The organism is Ideonella sp., assembly GCF_036277275.1.
Lineage (GTDB): Bacteria > Pseudomonadota > Gammaproteobacteria > Burkholderiales > Burkholderiaceae_C > Ideonella.
The window spans coordinates 1-26,220 of sequence record NZ_DASUNH010000083.1; the positions used below are offsets into that span (position 1 = coordinate 1).

Sequence of the window (26,220 nt, forward strand, 5' to 3'; positions counted from 1 at the left end):
CGGTGCAGGTGGTGATGACCGAGGCCGCCGAGGTCTTCATCACCGCGGTGACGCTTCAGGCCTTGTCGAATCGGCCCGTCTATACCAGCCAGTGGGATACGCGCGAGCCGAACAACATGGCCCACATCAACCTCACTCGACAGCGCCCCCCGGCCGACGCGGTGCGTCGGCTGCCCCCCGAGGGGGGCGAGAAAGCTAGGGGCGGCCCGTCGCTTTCTCAAGAGGCCGATGCGGTGCTGGTGGCGCCGGCGAGCGCCGATTTCATGGCCAAGCTGGTGCAAGGGCGCGCGGACGACTTGCTGTCGCTGATGTGCCTGGCGCGGCCGATCGAACGCTGCCCGCTACTGATCGCGCCAGCGATGAACCGCGAGATGTGGGCCCACCCGGCCACACAGCGCAACGCGGCGCAACTGCGGGCCGACGGCACCACGTTGCTGGGCCCGGACGCTGGCGACCAGGCTTGCGGCGAGATCGGTGATGGCCGCATGCTCGAGCCAGAGACGCTGGCCGAGGAGCTGATCGCCTTCTTCCAGCCCAAGCGGCTGGCCGGCAAGCGGGTGCTGATCACTGCGGGTCCGACCTTCGAGGCGATCGACCCGGTGCGCGGCATCACCAATCGGTCCAGCGGCAAGATGGGCTTTGCGCTCGCCCGTGCCGCGCGCGAGGCGGGGGCCCAGGTCACGCTGGTGGCCGGCCCGGTCGCGCTGCCGACGCCGCGCGGCGTGATGCGTACCGACGTGCAAAGCGCGCAGCAGATGCAAGATGCGGTGCTGCCGGTGGCCGGTGCGCACGACGTGTTCATCGCCACCGCAGCGGTCGCCGACTGGCGGCCTGCGGCGCCACATGAACACAAGATCAAGAAGGACGGCAGCGGCCGCCCTCCGGCCATCGAGATGGTCGAGAACCCCGACATCCTGGCCGCTGTCGCGCGGTTGCCGAAGCCGCCTTACTGCGTCGGCTTTGCGGCCGAGAGCCATGATCTGCTGGTCCATGCGCAGGCCAAGCGGTTGCGCAAAGGCGTGCCGTTGATCGCCGGCAACCTGGGGCCGGCCACCTTCGGCCAGGACGACAACACGCTGCTGCTGGTGGACGCGCAGGGCCACCGTGAACTGCCAACAGCCAGCAAGCTGCAACTCGCGCGCGAGCTGGTGCGCGAGATCGCCGAACGACTCAAGACTTTCAAGTGAACACGACCATCGACATCAAGGTGCTGGACGAGCGCATGGCCAGCCAGCTGCCGGCCTATGCGACCCCCGGCAGCGCGGGCCTGGACCTACGGGCCTGTCTCGACGACGCGGTCGAATTGGCCCCCGGCCAGACTGCGCTGATCCCGACGGGCCTCGCGATCCACATCGAAGACGCCGGGCTGGCGGCGATGATCCTGCCGCGCTCGGGCCTGGGCCACAAGCACGGCATCGTGCTGGGCAATCTGGTCGGCCTGATCGACAGCGACTACCAGGGCCAACTGATGGTCAGCTGCTGGAACCGCGGCCAGACCGCCTTCACCATCCAGCCGATGGAGCGCATCGCGCAGATGGTCATCGTGCCGGTCGTGCAGGCCACCTTCCGCCGCGTTGACAGCTTCGAAGAGACTGACCGCGGCGAAGGCGGCTTCGGCTCCAGCGGCAGAAGTTGACCTAACAGGCGCGCGCAGCGCAGCTCATCAGTGGCGTGCACGGATCCGGCTCCGCCGGTCCGCTGCGCGAGCCCCTTTGGGGGGCAGCCCGCCGGAGCGGGCGTGGGGGCCTCAATTCAGTGCAGTGGTTCGTCGGGCGGTGCGCCGTTCAGCACCGACAGCGGCGAATCGCCCACCGTGCCCGCGCCCACTTCGGCCTCGGTCGCCTCACGCACGTCCATCACCTTGAGCTGGATGCGCAGCGCCATACCGGCGAGCGGGTGGTTGGCGTCCAGCACGACGTGCGAGGGATAGACCTCGGTGACTGTGTAGACCAGGTCGTCGGGCATGCCCTCGGTGGTGGCGCCTTCGGGCAGGCCCTCGATCTGCATGCCGGGCTCGATGGCGTCGGGGAACAACGTTCGCTCTTCATAGCAGACCAGGTCGGCGTCGTAGTCGCCGAACGCCTGCTCGGGCTCGAGGTGCAGCTGGGCTTCGAAGCCCACCGACTGGTCGGCCAACGCCTCTTCGACCTTGGGCAGCAGATCGTCGCCGCCATAAAGAAACTCGACCGGCTCGTTGAGCTCGTCGATGAGCTGGCCCTGAGCGTCCGACAGCGTCCAGATCAACGTGACGACGCAGGGAGAAGTGATATCCATCGAAGAATGATCGCACATGGCGTGCCGGGTTCGGCAAGCGACAATCCTTCGATGGATGTAGACCAGAAACTCACGCTGCTCGGTGACCTGTCGCCGCAGCAGTTCATGCGCCGATATTGGCAAAAGAAGCCCTGCCTGATCCGCCAGGCGGTGCCTGATGTGCAAGCGCCGATCGCACGCGCCGAGCTGTTCGGGTTGGCCGGCCGCGACGATGTCGAATCGCGATTGGTGTCGAGCGGGAAGGGCGGCTGGAAGCTGCGCCACGGCCCGTTCAACCGCCGCCAACTGCCCCCGCTGAGCCAAGCAGGTTGGACGTTGCTGGTGCAAGGGTTGGACCTGCATGTGCCCGCGGCGCACGAGTTGCTGTCGCGCTTTCGCTTCGTGCCCGAGGCGCGGCTGGACGACCTGATGATCAGCTACGCCAGCGATGGCGGCGGCGTCGGCCCGCACCTTGATTCGTACGACGTCTTTCTGCTCCAGGTCCATGGCCGGCGGCGTTGGCGCGTCGGGCCGGTGAGAGACTCAAGCCTGGTCGATGGCGTGCCGGTCAAGCTGTTGGCGAACTTCGAGCTCACCGACGAGTGGCTGCTGGAGCCGGGCGACATGTTGTATGTGCCGCCAGGTTGGGGCCACGACGGGGTCGCCGTCGGCGCCGATTGCATGACCTGCTCGATCGGCTTTCGCACGCCCATGCCGACCGAATTGGCGCGCGAGGTGCTGCAGCGCATGACCGATGCGCTCGAACCGCTCGCCGACGAGCGTCACTACAAAGACCCGGCCGGTAGCGCAACGGCCACGCCGGGTCGCATCCCTGAAGCACTGCAGACTTTCGCGGCCAAGGCGGTGATCGATGCGCTGAATGACGCCAACAGCCTGGCGTGTGCTTTGGGCGAGTCGCTGACCGAACCCAAGTCCATCGTCTGGTTCGATGGCGGCGGCGCGCTGCCTGACGGGCAGGGTGTTCGCCTGGATGCGCGCACGCGCATGATGTACGACACTCGGCATGTCTTCATCAATGGCGAATCCTTCCAGGCCTCGGGCCGCGACGCCAGGCTGATGCAGTCGCTGGCCGACATGCGGCATCTCGATGCGCGCTCGGTGGCCAAGCTCAGCGGACCCGCGCGCGAGTTGTTGGAGGACTGGGTGGAAGCCGGTTGGGCCCATGGCGATGAACAGCAGCACTGACGATCAACGCAAGCACTTTCCGGCAGGGCCGATTGCGGCGCGGGCCGAGTTTCAGGCGGCCGTGCGCGGCTTCATCCTGAATGCATCGACCGCTGGCGTGCGGCACCTGTGGTGGGTGTCACCCGACTATGCGGACTGGCCGCTTGACGAGCCGGAACTGATCGATGCCTTGACGCATTGGGCTCGCACGCCGGGTGCGCACATCACCTGGATCGGGCATGACTTCGAGCGTGTGCGGCGGGCCATGCCGCGCTTGACACGCTGGCGTCAGAACTTCTCGCATGTGCTCTCGTGCCGCTCGCCGCAAGAGATGGCGGGGCCCGACATGCCGACGCTGTTGCTGGCCGATCACCTGGCCGTGCTGAGGTTGCTGGACCTCGAACGGATGCGCGGTTACGTGCGCGTCGACGGCCCCGATGTGCAGCGCGCGCACGAGGAGGTCGATGTAATTTTGCAACGATCGTCCGAGGCCTTCCCCGCCGTCACACTGGGACTCTAGGGATCCCCCCTAGCGTGGCTATAATGTAAGGCTAGGCACAGAAGACTTCAGCTTGAGTGTCTCGAGCGCTCGAGTGTTTTCTGGTCTGTCTCGAGGAGGAGGCGCGCACGAACAGCGAGCTTCCAAAATTACCGGTAATTGTTCGAATCATAGTTTGAGGACATTCATGAACAAGTCGCTCCTGTTGGCTTCCCTCGTCGCTGTTGCTGCTCTGGTCGCTTGCGGCAAGAAGGAAGAGGCTCCCGCTCCGGTGGTCGCTCCGGCCCCGGTCGCTACCTCGGCTGTGGAAGCCGCTTCGGCCGCCATGCCCGCCGCTTCGGAAGTGCCGGCTGCTGCCGCGCCCGCTTCGGAAGCCGCCAGCAAGTAATTGGAGCCAGCACCCGGGCTTTGCGGCCGGGGTTCTGCAAACAACAAAGCCGCCCTCGGGCGGCTTTGTTGTTTGTGGAGAGTTCTTCCTGGGTGCGCGTCGCGCCGCCGCCAATCAAGTGGCGTGCGCGGGGCCGGCTTGGCCGGTCCGCTGCGCGGCCTGCAAGGCAGCCCCCGAGAGGGGGCGCGGGAACTCACAATTTCAGCTCGTCTGCGAGCAGCGACACGATCTTCTGCGCGTTGGCCGAGTTGTCGGGCTCACCCTTGTAGTTCAGCACCGTGACCTGCGTGCCATTGCCCTCAGCCTTGACCTGGATGCGGTAACGGTTCAACGCCTTGGCGGCCTGGTCGTCGCCGCTGAACCAGCGGGTGAAGAAGTTGGGCTCGTCTTTCGCTGCTTCCTTGGTGTCGACGAAGCGCACGAAGTACAGGCCCTGGTTGCGGTCGCGGTCTTCGACGGTGAAACCGCCGCGGTCCAACGCCAGGCCGATGCGGCGCCAGGCGCGTTCCAGGGCGTCGTCCACTTCCAGCGTGGCGCCGGGCTTGCCGCTGACCACGCGGGCCTTCGGCGCCGGGGCTGTGCCGCTGGCGGCGGCAACTTCGGCGCGCGCCACCTCGTCCTTGGCGCCCAGGCTGATCATCAGCCGGGTCAGCATCTCACGTTCGAGTTGCGGGTCAGCCGGGCGGGCAGACCATTTCACTTCTTCGCTGGCGTTGCGGCCCATCACCTTTTCTTCGATGCCGTGGTGGGCGATGTAGATCTCGGTGCCGTTGGTGCCGCGCTCCATGCGCATCATGAAGCGATCACGCTCGCCGGTGTCGAACAGGCCGCTGACGACCGAGCCGATCGTGCGGCGGACGATGTCGTTCGGCAGCTTGGCGCGGTTCTCGGCCCAGCCTGTTTCGAGCGTCCCGGCTTCGGCGTCTTCGCGCGCAATCGTGAAACCGCGGTCCAGCCAGAACTGGCGAACCCTGGGCCACAGCTGGTCGGGCGTTTGCGGGCTGACGATCCAGCGCTGGTCGCCGGCGCGCTCCAGGTGCACGTCGCCCGCCTTCTGGATCGCGACCGACGGTGCGCCAGCATCGACCGCAGGGCGTGCCGTGCCGCTGGCCAGGGCCGATGCGCTGACCGAGCCGCTTTGGGGCAGGTAGCGGCCATCGCGTGCCAGCGGGGTCAGGTCGGGCGGCACTTCGAGCGTCGGCGTCTTGGTGGCGCCACTGCGGTAATCCAGCGAGTCGTTGCCGGGCGTGGTGTCGCTCAGCAGGGAACAGCCGCCCAGGCCGAAAGCCAGCAGGAGCACACCGGCACGCAGCGGCGTGATCACGAAGTCAGGTTTCTTGCAATGCATGTCGTGTCGCCAGCCACCGCGCGCAGCGGCTGTTCCAGAGGTTTTCGGTTTGAGGGGAGCGGGCGAGTGTCCTGTCCCGCAAGTAACTGTCATTGCGACGGGCGGGACAGGCCACCAGGATCAGACAAGGCCACATTCGCGCAGCGCGCTGCCCACCAGAGCCTGGCCGGCCCCGGTGAGTTCCGTCAGCGGCAGGCGGACGTCGGCGCGGCAGCGGCCCATTTGGGACAGCGCCCATTTGGCGGGCGCCGGGCTGGGTTCGCAGAACAGCTGGCGATGCAGTGCCAGCAGGCCAAGGTGAATCTCGCGGGCGCGCTTCACATCGCCCGCGATCGCAGCCATGCACATCTCGTGCATCTGGCGCGGGGCTACGTTGGCGGTGACGCTGACATTGCCTTGACCACCCAGCAGCATCAAGGCCACCGCGGTGCCGTCGTCGCCTGAATAGACCGAGAAGCCCTTCGGCACATGCTTGATCAGCCACGCGGCGCGCTCGATGTTGCCGGTGGCTTCTTTGATGCCGATGATGCGGGGCAGCTGGGCCAGGCGCAGCACGGTGTCGTGCTGCATATCGGCCACCGTGCGCCCCGGCACGTTGTAAAGCACCATCGGGATGTCCACCGCCTCGGAGATCGCTTTGAAGTGGCGGTAGATGCCTTCCTGCGAAGGCTTGTTGTAGTAGGGCACGACCTGCAGCGTGCAATCGGCGCCGACCTCTTTCGCATAGCGCGACAGGTTGATCGCCTCGGCGGTCGAGTTTGCGCCCGCGCCAGCCATGATGGGCACGCGGCCGGCCGCGTGCTCGACGGCAACGCGGATGATCTCGCAGTGCTCCTCCACCGACACGGTGGCCGATTCACCGGTGGTGCCGACCACGCCAATGCAGTCGGTGCCTTCGGCAATGTGCCAGTCGATCAGGGCGCGCAACGCGGCGTAGTCGACGCTGCCGTCCTCGTGCATCGGCGTCACCAGGGCGACGATGCTGCCAACAATCGGTTTCATCAGGGTTCCTTGCAACCGGCCGATTTTAGCCACCTGGCGGGCGGCTCCCGGCCAGCAGCGGCGCGGCAGCCTCGCGGCCCGCGCCGGGGCGCTGGGCGACCATGCGCTGCACGATGCGCGGCGGGTCGGCCAACTGGCCACTTTCGTAGGCCACCACGCGCAGGCCCAGCCCGTCGCCGACGCGCAGCAGCTCACCGGGTTGCAACAGAAAGTCAGGCCGCGACGGCCGGCCCAGCCGCTCATGGCCGGCGGCAAAGGTTTCGTAAAGCAGCCACCCGCCAGGCGCCACCACCGCGCCGATCGCCGGCCAGAGCGGGCGCCAGAGGTAGTTGGTGACCAGCACGGCATCGAACGAACGTCCGGCCAAGGGCCAGGGGCCGCCTTCGATGTCGGCGACGATCACCTCGGCCACCGGACGCAAGGGCTCGACCGCCGCAGCGTCGCGGTCGACCGCCGTCACCCGAAAACCTTGGCTGGCCAACCAGTGCACATGACGACCGCTGCCGCAAGCCAGGTCCAGCACCGTGCCACCGGCCGGCAGCAGCGGGGCCCAGCGGAGCAGCCAGTCGCTGGGCTGGCCGGTACCGTGCATCGTCGGTGCGCTCAAAAGCAGGCCCAGACCCGGTTCGCCAGGTCGACCACCGTGTGCGGGCTCTGGTAGGCCATGAACACCAGCGCCAGCAGCAGCCCGGCGCCCGCCAACGCGGCGCGACGTAGCCAAGGGCGACAACGGTCAGGGTTCATGCGGCAACGGGCTCCAACGGGGCGGCCCGCACGATCGGCGTTTCGCGCACCGGCAGGTTGGCCAGGGCCGCGAACACGCCCAGCGCGATCGCCAGGTACCAGACGATGTCGTAGCTGCCGGTGGTGTCGTACAGCCGGCCACCCAGCCACACGCCCATGAACGAGCCGACCTGGTGGCTGAAAAAGACCAGGCCGCCGAGCATCGACATGTACTGCACGCCGAAGATCTGCGCGACCACTGCGTTGGTTGGCGGCACCGTCGACAGCCACAGGAAACCCATCACCGACGCGAAGACGTAGACGCTGGCCGGACTGATCGGCACCGCCAGGAACGCGACGATGGCCACCGAGCGCGCCAGGTAGATGGCCGACAGGATGTGCCGCTTGGCCAGGCGCTGGCCGAGCACCCCGGCGGTGTAGGTGCCGAAGACATTGAACAGGCCGATCAGCGCCAGCGCGGTGGTCGCCACATCGGGCGTCATGCCCTTGTCCTTCAGGTAACTCGGCATGTGCACGCCGATGAAAACGACCTGGAAGCCGCAGACGAAATAGCCGGCCATCAGCCAGCGGAAGCTCGGGTAGGCCATCGCCTCTTTCAGCGCGGCGCCGATGCTTTGTTGCGGGCCGCTGTGGGTGGCCTGGACCGGTTCGCGCAGGCCGATGGCCAGCGGCACGATCGCCAGCGACAGGCAGCCGAGGATGAACAAGGCGCTTTGCCAGCCCCAGGCGCCGATCAGCCAGTTCTCCACCGGCACCATCAGGAATTGGCCGAACGAGCCGGCCGCGGCCGCCACGCCCATCGCCCACGAGCGCTTCTCAGGCGCCACGTTGCGGCCGATCACGCCGTAGACCACCGCGTAGGTGGTGCCCGACTGGGCCATGCCCAGCAGCAACCCGGTGGAGCCGGTGAAGGCCAGGCCCGAGGTCGACAAGGCCATGCCGACCAGGCCCGCCGCATAGAGCAACGAGCCGACCGCCAACACCCGAAAGGCGCCAAACTTGTCGGCCAGCATTCCCGCAAACGGCCCAGCCACGCCCCACGCGATGTTCTGGATCGCGATCGCGAACGCAAAGGTTTCGCGCGACCAGCCCCGGTCCATCGTGATCGGCGCCAGCCACAGCCCGAAGCCGTGGCGGATGCCCATCGAGAGCGTGACGATCGCGGCGCCGCACAGCAGCACCTGGGTCATGGACAGCGTGGGCCGCTGTGAGTTAGGGTGGGTAGGCATCGGAGCAATTTAGCGGAAGAATCATCGCCACATGCAGTGTGGGCGGATGCGGGCCTGCAGATGCGGATTGCAGTTTTGCGAGGAGGGTGGGCATGGCGAGCGTGTTGGTGCTGGGCAGCGGCGTGATCGGGACGAGCATCGCCTACTACGTGGCCAAGGCCGGGCACCAGGTGACAGTGGTCGACCGTCAACCCGGCCCGGCACTGGAAACGAGCTTCGCCAACGCCGGCGAGGTCTCACCCGGTTACTCATCACCCTGGGCCGGGCCCGGCGTGCCACTGAAGGCCATTCAGTGGATGGTGATGCGGCACAGCCCGCTGGTGATCTGGCCCTTGCTGGACCCGGCCATGTGGCGCTGGGGCTTTCGCATGCTGGCCAACTGCACCGAGAAGGCCTATGCGCTGAACAAGAGCCGGATGGTGCCGATCGCCGAATACAGCCGCGACTGCTTGAAGGCCTTGCGTGCCGAGACCGGCATCACCTACGACGACCGTGCCCTCGGCACGCTGCAGCTGTTTCGCACGCAGAAGCAGCTCGACGGCACCGCCAAGGACATCGAGATCCTGAAGGCTTACGGGGTGCCCTACGAGGTGCTGGACAAACCCGGCTTCCTCCAGGTAGAGCCCGCGCTGAAGCTGACGCAAGAGAAGTTCGTCGGCGCGCTGCGCCTGCCGGGCGACGAAACCGGCGACTGCCAGCTATTCACGACCCGGCTCGCCGAGATGGCCAAGGCGCTGGGCGTGCGCTTTCATTTCGGCACCCGGATCGACTGCATCGAACACGACGGCCGGCAGGTGACCGGCGTGCACACCAGTGCCGGCACCCTGGTGGCGGACCGTTATGTGGCCGCGCTCGGCAGCTTCACGCCGCAGATGGTGGCGCCGCTGGGCCTGGACCTGCCGGTCTACCCGATCAAGGGTTACTCGATCACGGTGCCGATCACCGACCCGAAGGGTGCGCCCGAATCGACCGTGATGGACGAAACCCACAAGGTGGCGGTGACGCGGCTGGGCGACCGCATCCGTGTCGGCGGCACGGCCGAAATTGCCGGTTTCAGCCTGGCCTTGCGAGAGGCTCGGCGCGAAACGCTGACCCACGTGGTGACCGACCTCTTCCCCACCGGCGGCGATGTGTCGAAAGCCAGCTTCTGGTGCGGCCTGCGCCCGATGACGCCCGACGGCACGCCGCTGGTCGGCCCGACCAAGGTGCCGAACCTGCTGCTGGCCACCGGCCATGGCACGCTGGGCTGGACGATGGCGGCCGGCACCGGCCGCGTCATCGCTGACCTCGTGTCGGGCCGAAAGCCCGAGATTTCGCTCGACGGCCTGACGCTGGATCGCTACCGCTGAAGAGGTCGGCCTCCGGCCGGCTGGAAGGCGGCCTGTCGCTCGGCCGACGGCAGCTTTACACGCCCTGACCGCCGGCAGGGGGCTTTGGCCGGGGGGTGGCCGACCCGCCTCCCTAGAATCACGCCCCTATGGCTCAGACACCCGTGAACTACGGTGAGGCGTCGATCCGCGTGCTGAAGGGCTTGGAGCCCGTCAAGCAGCGGCCCGGCATGTACACCCGCACCGACAACCCCTTGCACATCGTGCAAGAAGTGATCGACAACGCCGCCGACGAGGCGCTCGCCGGCTTTGGCAAACGCATCGCCGTCACCCAGCACACCGACGGCTCGGTCAGCATCGACGACGATGGTCGCGGCATCCCCTTCGGCCTGCACCCGGAAGAAAAGGTGCCGGTGGTCGAGATTGTCTTCACCCGGCTGCACGCTGGCGGCAAGTTCGACAAGGGCTCCGGTGGCGCCTACAGCTTCTCCGGCGGTCTGCACGGCGTGGGCGTCAGCGTGACCAACGCGCTGGCCAAGCGGCTGCAGGTGGCGGTGTGGCGCGAGGGCCAGTGCGCGAGCCTGGCCTTCTCTGGCGGCGATGTGATCGAGCCGCTGACGACGCGCAAGTCGGTATCGGGTGAGCGCAAGCAAGGTACCTCGGTGCGCGTCTGGCCCGATGCCAAGTACTTCGAAAGCGCCGAGCTGCCGCGCCACGAGCTGATGCACCTGCTGCGCAGCAAGGCGGTGCTGATGCCCGGCGTGACTGTCACGCTGACGAGCGAGAAGACCGGTGAGACGCAGACCTGGGCCTACAAGGGCGGCCTGCGCGACTACCTGCAGCAGTCGCTGCCGGCGGATCCGATGATCCCGCTGTTCGAGGGCGAGCACTACGCCGACAAAGGCGAGACCGAGAACTTCGCCGAAGGCGAGGGCGCGGCCTGGTGCGTGGCCTTCACCGAAGAAGGCAACCTGCTGCGCGAAAGCTACGTCAACCTGATCCCCACGGTCGCTGGCGGCACGCACGAGGCGGGCTTGAAGGACGGCCTGTTCGGCGCGATCAAGGGCTTCATCGAGATGCACTCGCTGCTGCCCAAGGGCGTCAAGCTGATGCCCGAGGACGTGTTCTCGCGCGCGAGCTTCGTGCTCTCCGCCAAGGTGCTGGACCCGCAGTTCCAGGGCCAGACCAAGGAACGCCTGAACAGCCGCGATGCGCTGCGGCTCGTCTCCGCCTACGTCAAGCCGGCGCTGGAGTTGTGGCTTTCGCAGCATGTCGATTGGGGCAAGAAGCTGGCTGAGCTGGTGATCAAGCAGGCGCAGACGCGCCAGCGCGCAAGCCAGAAGGTCGAGAAGCGCAAGGGATCGGGCGTGGCGGTCCTGCCCGGCAAGCTGACCGATTGCGAAAGCCGCGACCTGAACCTGAACGAGCTGTTCCTGGTCGAGGGCGACTCGGCCGGCGGCTCGGCCAAGATGGGCCGGAACAAGGAAACCCAGGCCATCCTGCCGCTGCGAGGCAAGGTGCTGAACGCCTGGGAGGTCGAGCGCGACCTGCTGTTCAAGAACAACGAGATTCACGACATTTCGGTGGCGGTCGGGGTCGATCCGCACGGGCCGAACGATTCGCCCGATCTCTCGGGCTTGCGCTACGGCAAGGTGTGCATCCTGTCGGACGCGGACGTCGACGGCTCACACATCCAGGTGCTGCTGCTCACGCTGTTCTACCGCCATTTCCCGAAGCTGATCGAGACGGGTCACATCTACGTCGCCAAGCCGCCGCTGTACCGAGTCGATGCACCGACGCGCGGCAAGAAGCCAGCAGCCAAGCTCTATGTGCTGGACGACGGCGAACTCGACGCTGCGCTCGACAAACTGCGCAAGGAAGGCGCACGCGAGAACAGCTGGGCCATCAGCCGCTTCAAGGGCCTGGGCGAAATGAACGCCGAGCAGCTGTGGGACACCACGCTGAACCCCGACACCCGCCGGCTGCTGCGCGTGGGCTACGGCGCACTCGACAGCGCAGCCACCACCGAATCGCTGACCAAGCTGATGGGCAAGGGTGAAGCCCAGGCAAGACGCGAGCTGATGGAGCTCCACGGCGACACCGTCGAGGTGGACATTTGAGCCCCCACGCTCCCTTCCGGTCGCTGCCTTGCAGGCCGCGCCGGGCCAGAGGCCCGGCCCCTCGCCAGGCACGAACAGTCCTCAGGACTGTTCGTGTCCGGGCTCGGCCCCCCAGGGGGGCTCGCGCAGTGGACCGGCAAAGCCGGATCCACGCACGCCACTTGAAGCGGGCGGCGCTGCTGCGCGCCCGTTGGGTGGGCCTGACATGGTGAGTCGTGTGTTGCTGCGGCCGACGATGGTGTCGGACCTGGATGCTGTCGTCGCGATCGAGCGTGACCAGCAGAACTTGCCGTTCATCACGCCGTGGGACCGCACGCAGCACGAGGGCGCGATCCGCTTTCCCGACTTTCGCCATTTCATCGTCGAGGCGGGCGACAGCCATGACCGGCTCGGCTTCGTGATCCTGCAAGGTTGCCGCAACCAGCACCGCAGTGTCGAGCTCAAGCGCATCGTGCTGCAGACCAAGGGCCAGGGCCTGGGCCGGGCTTGCGTGCGGCGCCTGAAGTCGATGGCCTTCAGCGACCTGGGGGCGCACCGTTTCTGGCTCGATGTGAAGTCGCTCAACACCCGTGCGCTGGCGCTCTACGAGAGCGAAGGTTTCGTCACCGAGGGCCGCCTGCGCGAAAGCGTGCGGGTGGAGATCGACGGCGCCGACGGCTACGACACGCTGGTCGTGATGAGCCTGCTGGACCGCGAATACCAGGCCCGGCGTGCAATGGGGCTGGAAGCACCGCTGGAAGGGTTGACATGAAGCCCCCACGCTCCCTGCCGGTCGCTGCCTTGCAGGCCGTGCAGGGCCAGCGGCCCAGCCCCTCGGCCCCCCAGGGGGACACTTGCAGCAGACCGGCAAAGCCGGATCCGCGCAAGCGACTTGCTTGGGTTGCGGCGCTGCTCGCGATGATTGCTGCCGCGCCCGTTTGTGCCGCTGGCGGCGGCGAGGTTTGGGGTTATGTCGATGGCGCCGGCGTGGCGCACGTCGCCGACCACGCGGTGGACTCGCGCTACGCGCTGGTGCTGCGAGGCCGCGAGGCGAGCGAGACCGACCGGGTTCCTGGCAAGACGATGACGCGCAGCAAACTGCTGACCTGGCTGGAGTTCGCGCCCGAGGTCAAGGCGGCGCAGCCTTGGTTGCGCGAGGCCGAGCTAGCCACCGGCGTCGACGCCGAATTGCTGAAGGCCGTGATCACCGTCGAATCGGGCTACAAGGGCGACAGCGTGTCGCCCAAGGGGGCGGTCGGCCTGATGCAGATCACGCCAGCGACGGCCGAGCGTTACCTGACGCGCGCGGAAGCGGCAGCGCGGCCGGTGGACGAGCACCTGCGAGATGCGCGCAGCAACATCTTGATCGGCGCGCGGATGCTCGCCGACCTGTCGCGCCGCTTCGGCGGCATGCACCTGGCGCTGGCCGCGTGGAATGCCGGCGAGGGCCGGGTGCGGCGAAGCGGCGGCCAACTGCCCGAAATCGCCGAAACACGCTCGCACGTGCACATGGTGCTGGAGCTGTATTGGGCGCTGCTGCAGCAGCGCCAGCTGGGCCGGGCGCGTGAGCTGCGCCTGACCGGGCCGGTGGCCAGCGCGGAGCCGGGCACGCACTGACCCGCAGCGTCGCGCCGCCGCTGCCGGCACTGAATTGATCTTCCGAGAAACATGACGATGGAACAGACTCCCTTGACCTTTACGCCCGATGGCGGCGATGGTGGTGGCGACGCGATCACGCTGGCCCACTACGCCGAGCGCGCCTACCTCGAATACGCGCTCAGCGTCGTCAAGGGACGGGCGTTGCCCGATGTGTGCGACGGCTCGAAGCCGGTGCAGCGACGCATCCTCTACGCGATGGACCGCCTGGGCCTGGGCTTCACCACCGCCAGCGGCCCGAAGCCGGTCAAGTGCGCCAAGGTCGTTGGCGACGTGCTCGGCAAGTACCACCCGCACAGCGACCAGGCCGCCTACGACGCGCTGGTGCGCATGGCGCAGAACTTCAGCCTGCGCTACCCGTTGATCGACGGCCAAGGCAACTTCGGCAGCCGCGATGGCGACGGCGCCGCGGCGATGCGATACACCGAAGCGCGTCTCGCCCCGATCGCGCGCCTGCTGCTCGACGAGATCGACGAAGGCACGGTCGACTTCATGCCGAACTACGACGGCAGCGAAGAAGAGCCACGCCTGATGCCGGCACGCCTGCCGTTCTCGCTGCTCAATGGTGCGTCGGGCATCGCGGTGGGTCTGGCCACCGAGATCCCGAGCCACAACCTGCGCGAGGTTGCCGCGGCCGCTGTCGCGCTGATCCGCAACGAGAAGCTCAGCGACGATGAGCTGCACACGCTGATCCCGGGGCCCGATTTCCCGGGCGGGGGCCAGATCATCTCCAGCGCGGCCGAGATCCGCGCCGCCTACGCCAGCGGCCGCGGCTCGCTGAAGGTGCGCGCCTGCTGGAAGATCGAGGACCTCGCCCGCGGCCAGTGGCAGCTGGTGGTCACCGAGTTGCCGCCGGGCAGCAGCTCGCAGAAGGTGCAGGAAGAGATCGAGGAGCTGATCAACCCGAAGGTCAAGGCCGGCAAGAAGACGCTGACGGCGGAGCAGACGCAGCTCAAGGGTGTCATGCAGGCCATGCTCGACACTGTGCGCGACGAGTCCAGCAAGGACGCGCCGGTGCGCCTCGTCATCGAGCCCAAGAGCCGGACGGTCGGGCAGCAGGAGCTGATCAACACGCTGCTCGCGCACACCAGCCTCGAATCGAGCGTGACGGTGAACCTGACGATGGTCGGCATCGACGGCCGGCCGACGCAGAAGAGCCTGCGGCAGATGCTCGTCGAGTGGATCGCCTTCCGCCAGACGACGGTGCAACGCCGCTCGCAGCACCGGCTGCAAAAGGTGCTTGACCGTATCCACATCCTCGAAGGCCGGCAACTGGTGCTGCTGAACATCGACGAGGTCATCCACATCATCCGCAATGCGGACGAGCCGAAGGCCGCGCTGATCGAGCGCTTCAAGCTCAGCACCGCCCAAGCCGAAGACATCCTCGACATCCGTCTGCGCCAACTGGCGCGGCTGGAGGCGATCAAGATCGAGCAGGAGTTGAAAGGCCTGCGCGAAGAGCGCAACAAGCTCGAAGAGATCCTCGGCAGCCCGGCGGCGCTGCGCCGCACGATGATCAAGGAGATCGAGACCGACGCGAAGCAGTACGGCGACGAGCGCCGCACGCTGATCCAGGAAGAAAAGCGCGCGGTCGCCGAAGTGAAGATCGTCGACGAGCCGGTGACGGTGATCGTCAGCCTGAAGGGCTGGGTGCGGGCACTCAAGGGCCACGAGATCGACCCGGCGACGCAGAGCTTCAAGGCCGGTGATGCGCTGTACGGCGCGTTCCCATGCCGCTCGGTCGACACGCTCTATGTGTTCGGCACCAATGGTCGCGTCTACAACGTGGCGGTGGCCAGCCTGCCGGGCGGCCGCGGTGACGGCCAGCCGGTCACCTCGCTGATCGATCTGGAAGCCGGCTCGCAACCCGCGCACTACTTTGCCGGCGCGGCCGAGACGACGCTGCTGCTGGCCAACACCGGCGGTTTCGGCCTGCTGGCACGCTGCGCCGACCTGGCCACGCGCCAGCGCGGCGGCAAGAGCTTCCTCACGCTGGAAGACAAGGAGCATGTGCTGCCGCCTTCTGCCGTCGGCCAGACGCATGGCCAGGTGGCCTGCCTGTCGCTCAGCGGCCGGCTGCTGGTCTATCCGTTGAGCGAGCTGAAGCTGCAGTCCAAGGGCGGCCGTGGCCTGACGCTGATGGATGTGGACGCGAAGGACCCGCTGCTGTCGGTGACGACCTGCGGTGAGACGCTACGCGTGCTCGGCACCGGCCGCGGCGGCAAGGCGAAGGACGAGCTGCTCAAGGGCGCCTCGCTCGCCGGCCACATCGGAAAGCGGGCGCGCAAGGGTCACAAAGTCGAAGGCATCGTCAAGCCGATGCGGGTGATCGCGGGCTGACCGGAGAGCTTTTCGGGCTCTGAGTCATCCCCACAGCGCCGGCTTGGCCACCATCAGGTAGAACACGCCGAGCATCGCGGCGAAGGCTGGATAGCCCAGCAGCTCCCACTGGCGCGCGCAGCGGGCGAAGGCCGGTGGCAGCGCGCTGCCTTGTGCGGCAGCGGCCTCGGCCATCTGCGCCATGCGCCATTGCAGCCACAGCACCGGCAGCCAGCAGGCGCCGGCCAGCGCGAACAGTGCGATCGAGGTGGCCAGCCAGGGTGTGCCGAGCGGCCAGCCGGCCAGGTGCGCCAACGCGATGCCCGACAGGGGCTGGAAGATCGCAGCCGGCGTGGTGAACCAGGTGTCGGCCCGCACGACCAGGCGGTTCACCACCGCCTGTGCCTGCAGGTTGCCGCCGCGGTTGACGAAGAAGCAGTAGAAGGCCGTGCCGAAGCCGGTGCCGACCAGCAGCACGCTCGACAGGACGTGCAGCCATTTCAGGATGAGGTAGGCGGACATGCCGGTGTTCCTGTCGGTTCGGCCATGGGGCTCGACGACCCGTTGAACTGCGATGGGTCCATGGCTTCGCGGCCCAGTACCGCACGGAACGGGCCGGGGTCGGCCGTGTTGTCGATCGACAGCAGCGCCAGCGTCTGGGTGCCCCAGGGCGTGATCGGCAGTGCGTCACCGAGGCGGGCCGACAGGCTTGTCCACTGCGCCGGTATTGCCCAAATGCGCGCCGGTGCCCGGCCTCTTTGTGCGCGCAGTTCGCCGATGAAGGCGGCGAGTGTCAGGGCACGGGGCCCCGTCACGTTGATGGTGCCGAGGCCTGACGACGGGTCGGTGACCAGCCGGGCCACACCCTCGGCCAGATCGCTCACATGGATTGGCTGGATCCTGGCGTTGACGGCGGCGGCTGGCAGAGGCAGCACCGGCAACTGCGACAGCCTGTCGAACAGCTGGCTGCTGGCGCCGCCCGGCCCGTAGACCACGCTGGGCCGCAGCACCACGCCGTCGAGCTCGCCGCGGGTGCTACGCTCCAGCAACTGGCGCTCGGTGACGAGCTTGGTGTGGGCATAGGTTGTCGAGCCGCCATCGATGCCGAGGGCTGACACATGCACGACGCGCCGGACGCCGGCCTGGGCGCACGCAGCGAACAGCGCCATCGGGGTCAGCAGATGAATGGCGCCCATCGGCCGTCGAGACGAATCGCGCAGCACACCGACGGCGTTGACCACCGCATCGATATCGGCCAACCGGGGCAGCCAGGTGCTGGGCTTCGTGTCGCGGGCGAAATCCACTTGTAGTTCGCCAGGGCCTGGCTGGCTCGAGACGGTGCCCAGTACCTCGTGCCCGGCCGTGCGCAGCGCCGCGGCGATGTGCCGGCCGATGAAGCCACGTGCGCCGCAGACCAGGATCTTCATGAGGCGCTCCCGGCAGTGACCGCAGTAGCCGGCGCTGCCGGCAGCGGCTTCTTCGGCAGCAGCAGCGGCGCGACCTGGCGCCAGACGCGGCTGGCGATGAAGGCGACGGTGATGAAGACGCCGGCCAGCACCAGCCACAGCGTGCGGCGCAGTGCGTCGACCGGGTCCACCGTGTCTTCGAAGCGGCCGAAGCTCAGCAGCAGCACCAGCGTGCCGCTGACGGCCAGCAGGTAGGCCGAGCGGACCCAGAACTCGGCGCCGCCCTCTGCATCGCAAAGGCCGCGCAGCACCTTGACGAGGATTGGCTCGAGGTAGCGCACGGCAACGATGGGCAAGAGGCTAGCGAGCGTCAGCGAGAGGGTGAAGGTGGTGAGAGGGCTCATGGACATCTCCTTGGTTGATTTCAGCGCGTGCAGGTGTCGCCGGGCGTGCAGCGTTGCTGCGCCGCCCGTTGCGCGGCGCGGCGCGTGGCCGTTTCAAACAGCAGCCGGCTGACGACCCGTGGCACCTTGTGTCGGTTGCGGGCGAGCACCGGGTAGAGCCGGTCGGCCAGGCTGCCGAACACGGGCCAGCGCGTCGGCTCGACGACCCAGCCGAGCCCGACGGCGCGGTAGGCGTGGAGGAACACCTCGACCCCGCGCAGCACGCGGCCGTCCGCCGTCTGGGCGTGGATCAGCTCGAGCAAGTCTTCCAGCGTCGTGCCGGGCGGCGGGTTGTCGAAATCGGGCGCCGACACATCGACGAAGCGCAGCTTGCCTTCGGTGTTGCGCAGCATCAGGTTGGTCATCTCGCCGTTGCACAGCGCGCAGGCCGACTCGTAGTACAGCGTCAGCGGGTAGAGGCCGGGGCTGGTGGTCATGTTCTATTCTTCTGAAATTTCGGTATTGACAGAAGTATGTGGGCAAAAAAAGGGGGGCGGGCAGGCTCAGAAGAGAGGCGGCGGCAGGTTCGTCGGCTCGGGGGGCACGACGCCTGGCTCCGGATTGCGCAGGAACTTCTGCACCTTGGCGCCCAGGCCCAGCACCTTCTCCAGCGTGGCGGGGGTGAGCCTGAGCATCTCGTCGGACCAGGCGCCGAGCGCTTCCATGAAGCGTTGCGTCTCGCGAAGGCGGTCCTGCACGTCCGGCGGCTCCTGCTGGAACGAGGGCTGCGACACCAGCTCGTGAAGCAATCGGGACGTCGGGTCGAACTCCCGCTCCTTGCGCTCACGCACGATGGTGCGGAACAGCTCCCACACGTCGTGCGAGGTTTCGAAGTAGTCCCGCCGGTCGCCCAGCACCTGGGTGACGCGGATCAGGTTCCAGTTCTGCAGCTCCTTCAGGCTTGTGCTGACGTTGGAGCGCGCGGCGGCGAGTGTGTCGCTGATCTCCTCGGCGTTGAGCGGCTTGCCGTGGAAGAAGAGCAGCGCGTGGATCTGCGCCACCGTGCGGTTGACGCCCCAGGCAGAGCCCATTTCGCCCCAGTGGACGACGAAGCGGCGGCCGGTTTCGCTGAGTTCCATGGCCGTCAGCGTATCTCTTCTTTAATTTCTGTCAATAGAGAAATTGACGACTCCTATGTGCGGCTGTCGTTGTAACGGCGGGCGATGGAGTGACGCCCAGGCTCTCGTTGGACGTTCACCTGAACGTCACCCCATCGCCCGCTGCCATCCACAGTGGCCTGCGAAGGCGCGCCAGTGGCAGGGGTTGCTGGGGTCGAACGCGCTGCCGTGCCACCAAAGGTGGCGGCGAGGAGAGGGTGTGCACTACGCCACCATTCGCCGGTGACCGGGGGCGTTTGCGTGCTCCCCGGTTCGCTGGGCCGCTCGGGTGCATGTAGCGTGCGCGGGTCGCCTATCACGGAGGGAGAACCGAATGACGACTTCGATCAATCCTTAGGCCGCGCCAATGCCGTGGTGGCTGACACGCATCCCGGCAGCGAAGAGGTGGGGAAGCTGAACCCTGTGCCTCGGCACGGTGCTGCCGGTGATCTTCGTGGTCGGCATCCTGGCTGCCATCGCATTGCCGGCCTACGGACGTTCGCACGGGCAGGAGTAGACTGGGCCGACCCAAGGTGATCGGGGTGCGGCGACAGCGGCAGAGATCCTGGCGCGCGCAGCCACTCCGGCTTCAGGAGACTGCGCCCGTGCAACCCACCAACGTGGCGGATCCGGCCTACTTCCACAAGGTCGTCGATTGCCAGTGGGCATGTCCTGCCCACACGCCCGTGCCGGAGTACATCCGGCTGATCGCCCAGGGTCGTTACGACGACGCCTACATGGTCAACTGGGTGTCCAACGTCTTCCCGGGCATCCTGGGGCGAACGTGCGACAGGCCTTGCGAGCCGGCCTGTCGAAGAGGGCGTGTCGAAGAGCGCAACGCCGAGAAGCCCGAGCCGGTGGCGATCTGCCGGCTCAAGCGGGTGGCGGCCGATTTCAAGGGCGCCGAGGTGCGAGCCCGCATGCCGCGCCCGGAGGCACGCAACGGCAAGCGTGTCGCTTGTGTTGGTGCGGGTCCAGCCTCTTTGACGGTGGCGCGCGACTTGGCCACCCAGGGCTACGAAGTCACCGTGTTCGATGGCGATGCCAAGCCGGGCGGCTTCATGCGCACGCAGGTGCCGCGCTTTCGCCTGCCCGAGACGGTGATCGACGAAGAGTGCGGCTACATCCTGGGGCTGGGCGTCGAGTTCCGCAGCGGCCAGTACATCGGGTCGATGAAGGCGCTGCTGGCCGAGGGCTGGGATGCGATCTTCGTCGGGTCGGGCGCCCCGCGCGGGCGCGATCTGAAGATCCCCGGCCGCGACGAGGCGAAGGAGCAGATCCACATCGGCATCGACTGGCTGTCCTCCGTCTCGTTCGGCCACGTCACGAAGGTGGCGCCGCGGGTGATCGTGCTCGGTGGCGGCAACACCGCGATGGACTGCTGCCGCTCGGCGCGCCGCATGGGCGCGAGCGACGTGAAGGTGATCGTGCGCAGCGGCTTCGAGGAGATGAAGGCCTCGCCGTGGGAGAAGGAAGACGCGATGCACGAGGGCATCCCGATCCTCAACTACCACGTGCCGAAATCGTTCGAGATCGAGGATGGCAAGCTCACCGGCATGCGCTTCGAGATCGTCGAGGCGCGTTACGACGCGAAGGGCCGGCGCGAGCTGGTGCCGACCGGCCAGCCGGATGTCGTGCTGCCCTGCGACGAGGTGCTGATCGCCGTCGGCCAGGAAAACGCCTTCCCGTGGATCGAGCCGGACTGCGGCATCGCCTTCGACAAGTGGGGCTTGCCGGAGCTCGGCGCCGACACGATGCAGTCCAGCCTGCCGCATGTCTTCTTCGGCGGCGATGCGGCGTTCGGCCCGAAGAACATCATCACCGCGGTCGCCCACGGCCACGAGGCGGCGGTGTCTATCGACAAGTTCCTGCACGGTGAACCGGTGACCGAGCGGCCACCGCCGCACGTGAACCTGATGTCGCAGAAGATGGGCATCCACGAGTGGAGCTACGACAACGCGATCACCAACGACCTGCGTTCGAAGGTGCCGTGGACGGCGGCCGAGAAGGCGCTGGCTAGCATCAGGGTCGAGGTCGAGCTGGGCTTCGACGCAGCCACGGCGTTCAAGGAGGCGCAGCGCTGCCTGAACTGCGACGTGCAGACGGTGTTCACGCCCAAGGCCTGCATCGAGTGCGACTCGTGCGTGGACATCTGCCCGATGGACTGCATCAGCTTCACCACCAACGGCGAAGAGGCCGACCTGCGCGGCCGGCTGCAGGCGCCGGCGCCGAACACGGCGCAAGACCTGTACGTGAGCCCGCCGTTGAAGACCGCGCGCGTGATGGTGAAAGACGAGGACGTCTGCCTGCACTGCGGGCTGTGCGCCGAGCGATGTCCGACCGGCGCGTGGGACATGCAGAAGTTCCTGCTGCAGACGACGCAGGCCGGTGCCGCGTGCCGCAGCCACGGCGGCCGCCAGGTGGGGGTGCATTCGAAATGAAGTCGGTCGAGCGCTGGGCCGCTCCCGAGCCGACCGGCATCCCCGCGGGGGCTTCACCCGGACTTGGGACGTCCAGTGGACGGCCCATGCCTGGTGATGGGCTGAACCCTTGGGGTCAGCGCGGCCTGCAAGGCCGGTCGATGTACTCATCGAACGAGGGGCACACATGAATCGCGTGGAAGCCGTCAACGACTTCGTCGTCAAGTTCGCCAACGTCAACGGCTCGGGTTCGGCCTCGGCCAACGAGCTGTTCGCCAAGGCGATCCTGCGCATGGGCGTGCCCGTCAGCCCGCGCAACATCTTCCCGAGCAACATCCAGGGCCTGCCGACCTGGTACGAGGTGCGTGTCAGCGAAGCGGGCTGGTTAGGCCGCCGCGGGGGAGTGGACCTGATGGTTGCGATGAATCCGCAGACCTGGGCGCAGGACGTGGCCGAGGTCGAGCCGGGCGGCTATCTGTTCTACGACAGCACCCGGCCGATTCCCGAGAGCGCCTTTCGTAAGGACATCACGGTGATCGGCATGCCGGTCACCGCGATCTGCAATGCCACCTACGAGGACTCGCGCCAGCGCCAGCTGTTCAAGAACATCATGGTGCTCGGTGCGCTGTCGGCGCTGATGGACATTGACGCGGCGGTGATCGAGAAGCTGTTCTCCGAGCAGTACCGCGGCAAGGAGAAGTTGCTGGAGTCGAACGTGCGCGCGCTGCATGCGGGGCGCGAATTCGCACGCGATCACCTGAGTGCGCCGCGCGGGCCCGGGCTGGGTTTGCGCGTGCGGCGGGCCGAGGCTGTGGGCGACCGCATCTTCGTCGACGGCAACAGCGCAGCAGCGCTGGGCTGTGTGTATGGCGGCGCGACCGTCTGTGCCTGGTACCCGATCACGCCGTCATCGTCGGTGGCCGAGGCTTTCCAGAAGTACTGCGAGAAGTACCGCGTCGATCCGGAAACCGGTGAGCACCGCTATGCGATCGTGCAGGCCGAAGACGAGATCGCCTCGATCGGCATGGTCACCGGTGCGGGCTGGAACGGCGCGCGCGCCTTCACGGCCACTTCGGGCCCGGGCGTGTCGCTGATGACCGAGTTCATCGGCCTGGCCTACTTCGCCGAGATCCCGGTCACGATCATCAACGTGCAGCGCGGCGGCCCGTCCACCGGCATGCCCACGCGCACGCAGCAGGCGGACATTCTCTCGTGTGCGTATGCGTCGCACGGGGACACCAAGCACGTACTGCTGTTCCCCCAGGATCCGGCCGAATGCTTCGAGTTCGCCGCCGCCTCGCTGGACCTGGCCGATCGGCTGCAGACACCGGTCTTCCTGATGACGGATCTCGACATCGGCATGAACCAGCGCCTGGCTGCACCGTTGGCCTGGGACGATTCGCGGCGCTACGACCGCGGCAAGGTGATGACGGCCGACGAGCTGGAAGCCGGCAGGGAATTCGCCCGCTACAAGGACGTGGACGGCGACGGCATCCCGTGGCGCACGCTGCCGGGGACGCATCCGTCGAAAGGCGCCTACTTCACCCGCGGCACCACGCGCGACCCGTATGCGCGCTACTCCGAAGCCGGGCCGGACTACGTCTACAACGTGCAGCGCTTGCTGAAGAAGTTCGCCACGGCGGCGACGCTGGTGCCTGCGCCGGCCGTTCGCGAAGCCCAGCAGAAGACGCGGCTGGGTGTGCTGTACTTCGGCTCGACCGCCCCGGCGATGGACGAGGCGCTGCACACGCTGGCGGGCCAGCACATTCACCTGGATGCGATGCGGCTGCGCGCGTTCCCGTTCCCAGCCAGCGTGGCGGAGTTCATCGCGGCGCACGAGCAGGTCTTCGTCGTCGAGCAGAACCGCGATGGCCAGATGCGGCGCCTGCTGATCGACGAGCTGGAGATCGACCCGAAGCGGCTGCCGCCGGTGCTGCACTACGACGGCACGCCGATCACCGCGCGCTTCATCACGCAGGCGATCACCGAACGGGTGTTGAAGCTGGCGGTTGCGCCGCAGGGAGCCAAGCTGTGACCTACCTCGCCAAACCGAAGCTCCATCACCCTTCGCTGCAGCGCAATGCCGTCGGCTACACGCGGCGCGACTACGAGGGCAAGGTCTCGACACTGTGTGCCGGATGCGGGCACGACGCGGTCTCGGCCGCGATCGTGCAGGCCGCGTGGGAGCTGGACATCGCGCCGCACCGCGTGGCCAAGCTCTCGGGCATCGGCTGCTCGAGCAAGACGCCCGACTATTTCCTCGGCGCGAGCCACGGCTTCAACACCGTGCACGGCCGCATGCCGAGCGTGCTCACCGGCGCGAATCTCGCGAACCGCGAGTTGCTGTACCTCGGCATCTCGGGTGACGGTGATTCGGCCTCGATCGGCCTCGGCCAGTTCGCCCACGCAATGCGGCGTGGCGTGCGCATGGTCTACATCGTCGAGAACAACGGCGTCTACGGCCTGACCAAGGGCCAGTTCTCGGCCACCGCCGACCGCGGCTCCACCTCGAAGAAGGGCGTGCCGAACCCCGACGCGCCGGTCGATATGGTCGGCATGGCGCTGCAGCTCGGGGCGACCTACGTGGCGCGCAGCTTCTCGGGCGATAAGACGCAGATGGTGCCGTTGATCAAGGGCGCGATCACGCACGGTGGCGCGGCCTTCATCGACATCATCAGCCCCTGCGTGACCTTCAACAACCACCTGGGCAGCACACGCTCGTACGACTACGTGCGCGAGCACAACGAGGCGGTCAGCCGCATCGACTTTCTCGACCCCGCGCCGGAGCAGATCGCCGAGCCTTCACCGGGTGAAGCGATCGACCTGCCGCAGCCCGATGGCAGCACGCTGCGCTTGCGCAAGCTGCACGCTGACTACGACCCGACCGACCGGGCGCGGGCGATGGAGTACCTGATGGCCCAGCATGCGAAGGGCGAGATCGTGTCGGGGCTGCTCTATGTCGATCCCGAAGCCGGTGACCTGCACCAGGCCCTCAAGACCACGGTGCGGCCACTCAACGCGCTGGGTGAAGCCGATCTCTGCCCGGGCGCCGCGGCGTTGGTGAAGCTGAACGCCGGCCTGCGTTGATGCCACCGGCTCCGAGGTGCCTGGCTCAGGGCTTGGCCAGGCGCGTGATCTGCACGCTGACGATCTTCCACGCGCCGCCTTGCTTGGCGTAGATGTCGATGTAGCGGTAGTGGGTGCTGAAGGGCTTGCCATCCCAGCTGCCGGTCATCTTGGTGCGGCCGCTGATCAGCGCGGTGTCGCCGTACTGGCGCACTTCGAAGTCTTCGACCGTGTAAGGATCGATCTTCAGTTTCGGCGACATCAGGCTCTCGACAAATGAGGCCTTGTTTTCGATGTCGGCGTCGCCGTCGATCTGGCGGAAGTCCTCGGCCATGTTCGTCTCGATTGCCGCGCGGTCCTTGCGCACGATCGCGGCGTCCCAGTCGTTGGCCTGGCGGGTCAGTTGGGCGAGGTCGGCGGCGTTCGGCGCGGCGGCGAGGGCCGGCTGGGCCAGCGCGAGCGTGAAAGCGCCGCAGATCGAAGCCAGCAGGGCCGGGCGGCGAAGCGAGATCGTCATGGAATGAAGAACGAATGGGTTGAAGGTGTCAGTGGAACTTCAGGGTTCGACAATCGGCGTCGATTGGCCCGAGACACACCACCAGACTCCCTCGCGCTTGACGAACACGTGGCTGAAACGCGAGGTGAAGGTGATGTCGCCGGTCGGCGCTCGGGCCACCAGCCGGCCGATGAAGATGGCGGTCTCGCCGAGGTCGAGCACTTTGATTTCGTCGGTGCTGAACTTCTGGGCCGAGCTGCCCTTGGCGAACATCTGGAACAGCTGTGTCCGGTCGATCACGCGGCCGTTGCCGTCCACGGCGACGAACTCGGGCGCGTAGATACGGCCCAGGGTGCCGAAGTCCCGGATGCGGATCGCCTCGCGCCGTTGGTCTTCGACGGCACGCAGCACCTCTTCGGTGGTGGCGGCGCGCAGCGCGGCCGGCAGCGCGAGCGTGACGACGAACGGCAGCGCGATGAGCGCGCGACGCAGCGGGGATGCGGTAAGGGCTCTGAGCGTCATGGCAGCACTCCGAGGTCTGGAGAGTTGCGGACTATAGAGCCGGCGTGGGGCTCGTGGCGCACCGAAGGGCGTGTGCGCCCCCCCGGCCGCCTCAGCCGTGCTTGTCGAGCAGGCGGACGACCGTGTTCCAGTTGCGCGAAGTGGCTGGCAGCTGCAGCAGCTTTTCCAGCAAGCCGTTCGGGTTGCCGACGGTGTTGCCGTTCTTCTGGACCGTGCTGAACACTTCGGCGCCGGTGCTGGCGAAGATGTGGCAATCGCCGCGCGGCGTGGCGATCGGCAGGTCTTCCGGAGCGAGCCGGGCCTTCGGATGCAGGAAGGTGATGCAGCGGGCGTAGACGCTGCCTTCGTCGACATGGTCGAACGGGGCGTCTTTCGCGAGGCCTGCCAGCTGCTTGACGGTGCGCAGGAACGCGGGCTCGACCAGCCCGCACTCGCCGTGCATCGTCTCGCTCGCGGTGACCAGCAGCTTCTTGGCTGCCGCCGCCGACGGCGCCTCGAAGACGATCGTGCCGTTGGTCAGGAAAGACGACGCCGTGGGCGCGCCGGCTTCGAGGAACGCGGCTTCGAACTGTGCCTTGCTGGGGCACTTGGGCCGACCGAGGTTCAGGTTGCGGAAGAAGGCGACGTGCTTCATGAAGATCAGGGCGAGGCGGGGGACGCGTCGATTCTGCCGCGTTGGCCACTGGCATCAGCGGGATCAACGGGGCGAGGGCAGAACGA

The 26,220-nt window shown here is 67.4% G+C and carries 27 protein-coding genes; 13 read left to right on the top strand and 14 right to left on the bottom strand.

All coding sequences use genetic code 11. The annotated features are described in order from the left end of the window. Positions 1 to 2 precede the first annotated feature (2 nt). Positions 3 to 1,187 (top strand): bifunctional phosphopantothenoylcysteine decarboxylase/phosphopantothenate--cysteine ligase CoaBC, encoded by a 1,185-nt coding sequence (gene coaBC, locus VFY73_RS14295; protein WP_329719831.1) that lies wholly within the window; start codon positions 3 to 5, stop codon positions 1,185 to 1,187. Beyond that, complete coding sequence (dut, locus tag VFY73_RS14300) at positions 1,184 to 1,636, top strand: dUTP diphosphatase (protein ID WP_329719833.1); 453 nt, start codon at positions 1,184 to 1,186, stop codon at positions 1,634 to 1,636. The genes coaBC and dut overlap by 4 nt, the downstream gene beginning before the upstream one ends. A gap of 116 nt (positions 1,637 to 1,752) precedes the next feature. Here the strand turns inward: dut and VFY73_RS14305 are convergent, their stop codons facing one another. Then, entirely contained in the window at positions 1,753 to 2,274 is a 522-nt protein-coding gene (locus VFY73_RS14305; RefSeq protein ID WP_329719835.1) for a peptidylprolyl isomerase, read from the bottom strand. Between the two features lie 51 nt (positions 2,275 to 2,325). Between VFY73_RS14305 and VFY73_RS14310 the strand changes: the two genes are divergently transcribed. From VFY73_RS14310 to VFY73_RS14320, 3 genes are all read left to right on the top strand, one after another. Continuing rightward, the gene (locus tag VFY73_RS14310) at positions 2,326 to 3,459 is read left to right on the top strand and encodes a cupin domain-containing protein (RefSeq protein WP_329719837.1); all 1,134 of its coding nucleotides are present in this window, start codon (positions 2,326 to 2,328) and stop codon (positions 3,457 to 3,459) included. Further along, a complete protein-coding gene (locus tag VFY73_RS14315) occupies positions 3,443 to 3,958 on the top strand; it encodes a hypothetical protein (RefSeq protein ID WP_329719839.1) in 516 nt (171 codons plus the stop codon). Before VFY73_RS14310 ends, VFY73_RS14315 begins: the two co-directional genes overlap by 17 nt. Positions 3,959 to 4,124: 166 nt before the next feature. Continuing rightward, a complete protein-coding gene (locus VFY73_RS14320; protein ID WP_329719841.1) occupies positions 4,125 to 4,325 on the top strand; it encodes a hypothetical protein in 201 nt (66 codons plus the stop codon). A 193-nt stretch (positions 4,326 to 4,518) separates the two neighbouring features. On the opposite strand, the gene bamC is transcribed toward VFY73_RS14320, so the two are convergent. The 5 genes from bamC to VFY73_RS14345 all read right to left on the bottom strand — a co-directional run bounded on the left by bamC (position 4,519) and on the right by VFY73_RS14345 (position 8,648). Then, positions 4,519 to 5,673 (bottom strand): outer membrane protein assembly factor BamC, encoded by a 1,155-nt coding sequence (gene bamC / locus VFY73_RS14325; RefSeq protein WP_329719843.1) that lies wholly within the window; start codon positions 5,671 to 5,673, stop codon positions 4,519 to 4,521. A gap of 120 nt (positions 5,674 to 5,793) precedes the next feature. Beyond that, on the bottom strand, positions 5,794 to 6,675 hold the full coding sequence (dapA, locus tag VFY73_RS14330) for a 4-hydroxy-tetrahydrodipicolinate synthase (RefSeq protein WP_329719845.1): 882 nt from the start codon (positions 6,673 to 6,675) through the stop codon (positions 5,794 to 5,796). 25 nt (positions 6,676 to 6,700) lie between these two features. After that, on the bottom strand, positions 6,701 to 7,267 hold the full coding sequence (locus VFY73_RS14335; RefSeq protein ID WP_329719847.1) for a class I SAM-dependent methyltransferase: 567 nt from the start codon (positions 7,265 to 7,267) through the stop codon (positions 6,701 to 6,703). Between the two features lie 11 nt (positions 7,268 to 7,278). After that, positions 7,279 to 7,419, bottom strand: coding sequence for a hypothetical protein (locus VFY73_RS14340; RefSeq protein ID WP_329719849.1), 141 nt, complete (start codon positions 7,417 to 7,419; stop codon positions 7,279 to 7,281). Next, positions 7,416 to 8,648: an MFS transporter gene (locus VFY73_RS14345; RefSeq protein WP_329719851.1), complete on the bottom strand. Its 1,233-nt coding sequence runs from the start codon at positions 8,646 to 8,648 to the stop codon at positions 7,416 to 7,418. Before VFY73_RS14345 ends, VFY73_RS14340 begins: the two co-directional genes overlap by 4 nt. Before the next feature lie 92 nt (positions 8,649 to 8,740). Here VFY73_RS14345 and VFY73_RS14350 point away from each other — a divergent pair, with 92 nt between their 5' ends. The 5 genes from VFY73_RS14350 to parC all read left to right on the top strand — a co-directional run bounded on the left by VFY73_RS14350 (position 8,741) and on the right by parC (position 16,071). Continuing rightward, positions 8,741 to 9,997: a D-amino acid dehydrogenase gene (locus VFY73_RS14350; RefSeq protein WP_329719853.1), complete on the top strand. Its 1,257-nt coding sequence runs from the start codon at positions 8,741 to 8,743 to the stop codon at positions 9,995 to 9,997. A gap of 128 nt (positions 9,998 to 10,125) precedes the next feature. Then, a complete protein-coding gene (locus tag VFY73_RS14355) occupies positions 10,126 to 12,096 on the top strand; it encodes a DNA topoisomerase IV subunit B (protein ID WP_329719855.1) in 1,971 nt (656 codons plus the stop codon). A 205-nt stretch (positions 12,097 to 12,301) separates the two neighbouring features. Then, the gene (locus VFY73_RS14360; RefSeq protein ID WP_329719857.1) at positions 12,302 to 12,847 is read left to right on the top strand and encodes a GNAT family protein; all 546 of its coding nucleotides are present in this window, start codon (positions 12,302 to 12,304) and stop codon (positions 12,845 to 12,847) included. 146 nt (positions 12,848 to 12,993) lie between these two features. After that, on the top strand, positions 12,994 to 13,692 hold the full coding sequence (locus VFY73_RS14365) for a lytic transglycosylase domain-containing protein (RefSeq protein ID WP_329719859.1): 699 nt from the start codon (positions 12,994 to 12,996) through the stop codon (positions 13,690 to 13,692). A 57-nt stretch (positions 13,693 to 13,749) separates the two neighbouring features. After that, positions 13,750 to 16,071, top strand: coding sequence for a DNA topoisomerase IV subunit A (gene parC / locus VFY73_RS14370; protein ID WP_329719861.1), 2,322 nt, complete (start codon positions 13,750 to 13,752; stop codon positions 16,069 to 16,071). A gap of 24 nt (positions 16,072 to 16,095) precedes the next feature. On the opposite strand, the gene VFY73_RS14375 is transcribed toward parC, so the two are convergent. The 5 genes from VFY73_RS14375 to VFY73_RS14395 all read right to left on the bottom strand — a co-directional run bounded on the left by VFY73_RS14375 (position 16,096) and on the right by VFY73_RS14395 (position 18,978). Next, the gene (locus VFY73_RS14375) at positions 16,096 to 16,572 is read right to left on the bottom strand and encodes a DUF2269 domain-containing protein (protein ID WP_329719863.1); all 477 of its coding nucleotides are present in this window, start codon (positions 16,570 to 16,572) and stop codon (positions 16,096 to 16,098) included. Further along, a complete protein-coding gene (locus VFY73_RS14380) occupies positions 16,551 to 17,477 on the bottom strand; it encodes an NAD-dependent epimerase/dehydratase family protein (protein WP_329719865.1) in 927 nt (308 codons plus the stop codon). The genes VFY73_RS14375 and VFY73_RS14380 overlap by 22 nt, the downstream gene beginning before the upstream one ends. After that, on the bottom strand, positions 17,474 to 17,860 hold the full coding sequence (locus tag VFY73_RS14385; RefSeq protein WP_329719867.1) for a hypothetical protein: 387 nt from the start codon (positions 17,858 to 17,860) through the stop codon (positions 17,474 to 17,476). Before VFY73_RS14385 ends, VFY73_RS14380 begins: the two co-directional genes overlap by 4 nt. 20 nt (positions 17,861 to 17,880) lie before the next feature. Further along, positions 17,881 to 18,336, bottom strand: coding sequence for a DUF393 domain-containing protein (locus VFY73_RS14390; RefSeq protein WP_329719868.1), 456 nt, complete (start codon positions 18,334 to 18,336; stop codon positions 17,881 to 17,883). Positions 18,337 to 18,402: 66 nt separating this feature from the next. Continuing rightward, complete coding sequence (locus tag VFY73_RS14395; protein WP_329719870.1) at positions 18,403 to 18,978, bottom strand: GbsR/MarR family transcriptional regulator; 576 nt, start codon at positions 18,976 to 18,978, stop codon at positions 18,403 to 18,405. A 623-nt stretch (positions 18,979 to 19,601) separates the two neighbouring features. Between VFY73_RS14395 and VFY73_RS14400 the strand changes: the two genes are divergently transcribed. From VFY73_RS14400 to VFY73_RS14410, 3 genes are all read left to right on the top strand, one after another. Then, a complete protein-coding gene (locus VFY73_RS14400; protein WP_329719872.1) occupies positions 19,602 to 21,437 on the top strand; it encodes an FAD-dependent oxidoreductase in 1,836 nt (611 codons plus the stop codon). A gap of 166 nt (positions 21,438 to 21,603) precedes the next feature. Further along, entirely contained in the window at positions 21,604 to 23,451 is a 1,848-nt protein-coding gene (locus tag VFY73_RS14405; RefSeq protein WP_329719874.1) for a 2-oxoacid:acceptor oxidoreductase subunit alpha, read from the top strand. Beyond that, positions 23,448 to 24,503 carry a 2-oxoacid:ferredoxin oxidoreductase subunit beta gene (locus tag VFY73_RS14410; protein WP_329719876.1) on the top strand — a complete coding sequence of 352 codons (1,056 nt, stop codon included), beginning with the start codon at positions 23,448 to 23,450 and terminating at the stop codon, positions 24,501 to 24,503. Before VFY73_RS14405 ends, VFY73_RS14410 begins: the two co-directional genes overlap by 4 nt. 25 nt (positions 24,504 to 24,528) lie before the next feature. Here the strand turns inward: VFY73_RS14410 and VFY73_RS14415 are convergent, their stop codons facing one another. From VFY73_RS14415 to VFY73_RS14425, 3 genes are all read right to left on the bottom strand, one after another. Beyond that, positions 24,529 to 24,999, bottom strand: a complete 471-nt coding sequence (locus tag VFY73_RS14415; RefSeq protein WP_329719878.1) for a nuclear transport factor 2 family protein — start codon at positions 24,997 to 24,999, stop codon at positions 24,529 to 24,531. A 39-nt stretch (positions 25,000 to 25,038) separates the two neighbouring features. Then, positions 25,039 to 25,500: a nuclear transport factor 2 family protein gene (locus VFY73_RS14420; protein ID WP_329719880.1), complete on the bottom strand. Its 462-nt coding sequence runs from the start codon at positions 25,498 to 25,500 to the stop codon at positions 25,039 to 25,041. A 91-nt stretch (positions 25,501 to 25,591) separates the two neighbouring features. Beyond that, positions 25,592 to 26,134 carry a DUF1697 domain-containing protein gene (locus tag VFY73_RS14425; RefSeq protein WP_329719882.1) on the bottom strand — a complete coding sequence of 181 codons (543 nt, stop codon included), beginning with the start codon at positions 26,132 to 26,134 and terminating at the stop codon, positions 25,592 to 25,594. Positions 26,135 to 26,220: the final 86 nt, after the last annotated feature.

Coding starts and splice junctions, on each gene's coding strand:
- VFY73_RS14425 (WP_329719882.1), bottom strand. CDS start 26,134: ATGAAGCACGTCGCCTTCTTCCGCAACCTGAACCTCGGTCGGCCCAAG.
- parC (WP_329719861.1), top strand. CDS start 13,750: ATGGAACAGACTCCCTTGACCTTTACGCCCGATGGCGGCGATGGTGGT.
- VFY73_RS14395 (WP_329719870.1), bottom strand. CDS start 18,978: ATGGAACTCAGCGAAACCGGCCGCCGCTTCGTCGTCCACTGGGGCGAA.
- VFY73_RS14340 (WP_329719849.1), bottom strand. CDS start 7,419: ATGAACCCTGACCGTTGTCGCCCTTGGCTACGTCGCGCCGCGTTGGCG.
- VFY73_RS14390 (WP_329719868.1), bottom strand. CDS start 18,336: ATGACCACCAGCCCCGGCCTCTACCCGCTGACGCTGTACTACGAGTCG.
- VFY73_RS14320 (WP_329719841.1), top strand. CDS start 4,125: ATGAACAAGTCGCTCCTGTTGGCTTCCCTCGTCGCTGTTGCTGCTCTG.
- dapA (WP_329719845.1), bottom strand. CDS start 6,675: ATGAAACCGATTGTTGGCAGCATCGTCGCCCTGGTGACGCCGATGCAC.
- VFY73_RS14385 (WP_329719867.1), bottom strand. CDS start 17,860: ATGAGCCCTCTCACCACCTTCACCCTCTCGCTGACGCTCGCTAGCCTC.
- VFY73_RS14345 (WP_329719851.1), bottom strand. CDS start 8,648: ATGCCTACCCACCCTAACTCACAGCGGCCCACGCTGTCCATGACCCAG.
- VFY73_RS14360 (WP_329719857.1), top strand. CDS start 12,302: ATGGTGAGTCGTGTGTTGCTGCGGCCGACGATGGTGTCGGACCTGGAT.
- VFY73_RS14305 (WP_329719835.1), bottom strand. CDS start 2,274: ATGGATATCACTTCTCCCTGCGTCGTCACGTTGATCTGGACGCTGTCG.
- VFY73_RS14375 (WP_329719863.1), bottom strand. CDS start 16,572: ATGTCCGCCTACCTCATCCTGAAATGGCTGCACGTCCTGTCGAGCGTG.
- VFY73_RS14415 (WP_329719878.1), bottom strand. CDS start 24,999: ATGACGATCTCGCTTCGCCGCCCGGCCCTGCTGGCTTCGATCTGCGGC.
- bamC (WP_329719843.1), bottom strand. CDS start 5,673: ATGCATTGCAAGAAACCTGACTTCGTGATCACGCCGCTGCGTGCCGGT.
- VFY73_RS14335 (WP_329719847.1), bottom strand. CDS start 7,267: ATGCACGGTACCGGCCAGCCCAGCGACTGGCTGCTCCGCTGGGCCCCG.
- VFY73_RS14380 (WP_329719865.1), bottom strand. CDS start 17,477: ATGAAGATCCTGGTCTGCGGCGCACGTGGCTTCATCGGCCGGCACATC.
- VFY73_RS14315 (WP_329719839.1), top strand. CDS start 3,443: ATGAACAGCAGCACTGACGATCAACGCAAGCACTTTCCGGCAGGGCCG.
- VFY73_RS14365 (WP_329719859.1), top strand. CDS start 12,994: ATGATTGCTGCCGCGCCCGTTTGTGCCGCTGGCGGCGGCGAGGTTTGG.
- VFY73_RS14355 (WP_329719855.1), top strand. CDS start 10,126: ATGGCTCAGACACCCGTGAACTACGGTGAGGCGTCGATCCGCGTGCTG.
- VFY73_RS14310 (WP_329719837.1), top strand. CDS start 2,326: ATGGATGTAGACCAGAAACTCACGCTGCTCGGTGACCTGTCGCCGCAG.
- VFY73_RS14350 (WP_329719853.1), top strand. CDS start 8,741: ATGGCGAGCGTGTTGGTGCTGGGCAGCGGCGTGATCGGGACGAGCATC.
- VFY73_RS14405 (WP_329719874.1), top strand. CDS start 21,604: ATGAATCGCGTGGAAGCCGTCAACGACTTCGTCGTCAAGTTCGCCAAC.
- VFY73_RS14420 (WP_329719880.1), bottom strand. CDS start 25,500: ATGACGCTCAGAGCCCTTACCGCATCCCCGCTGCGTCGCGCGCTCATC.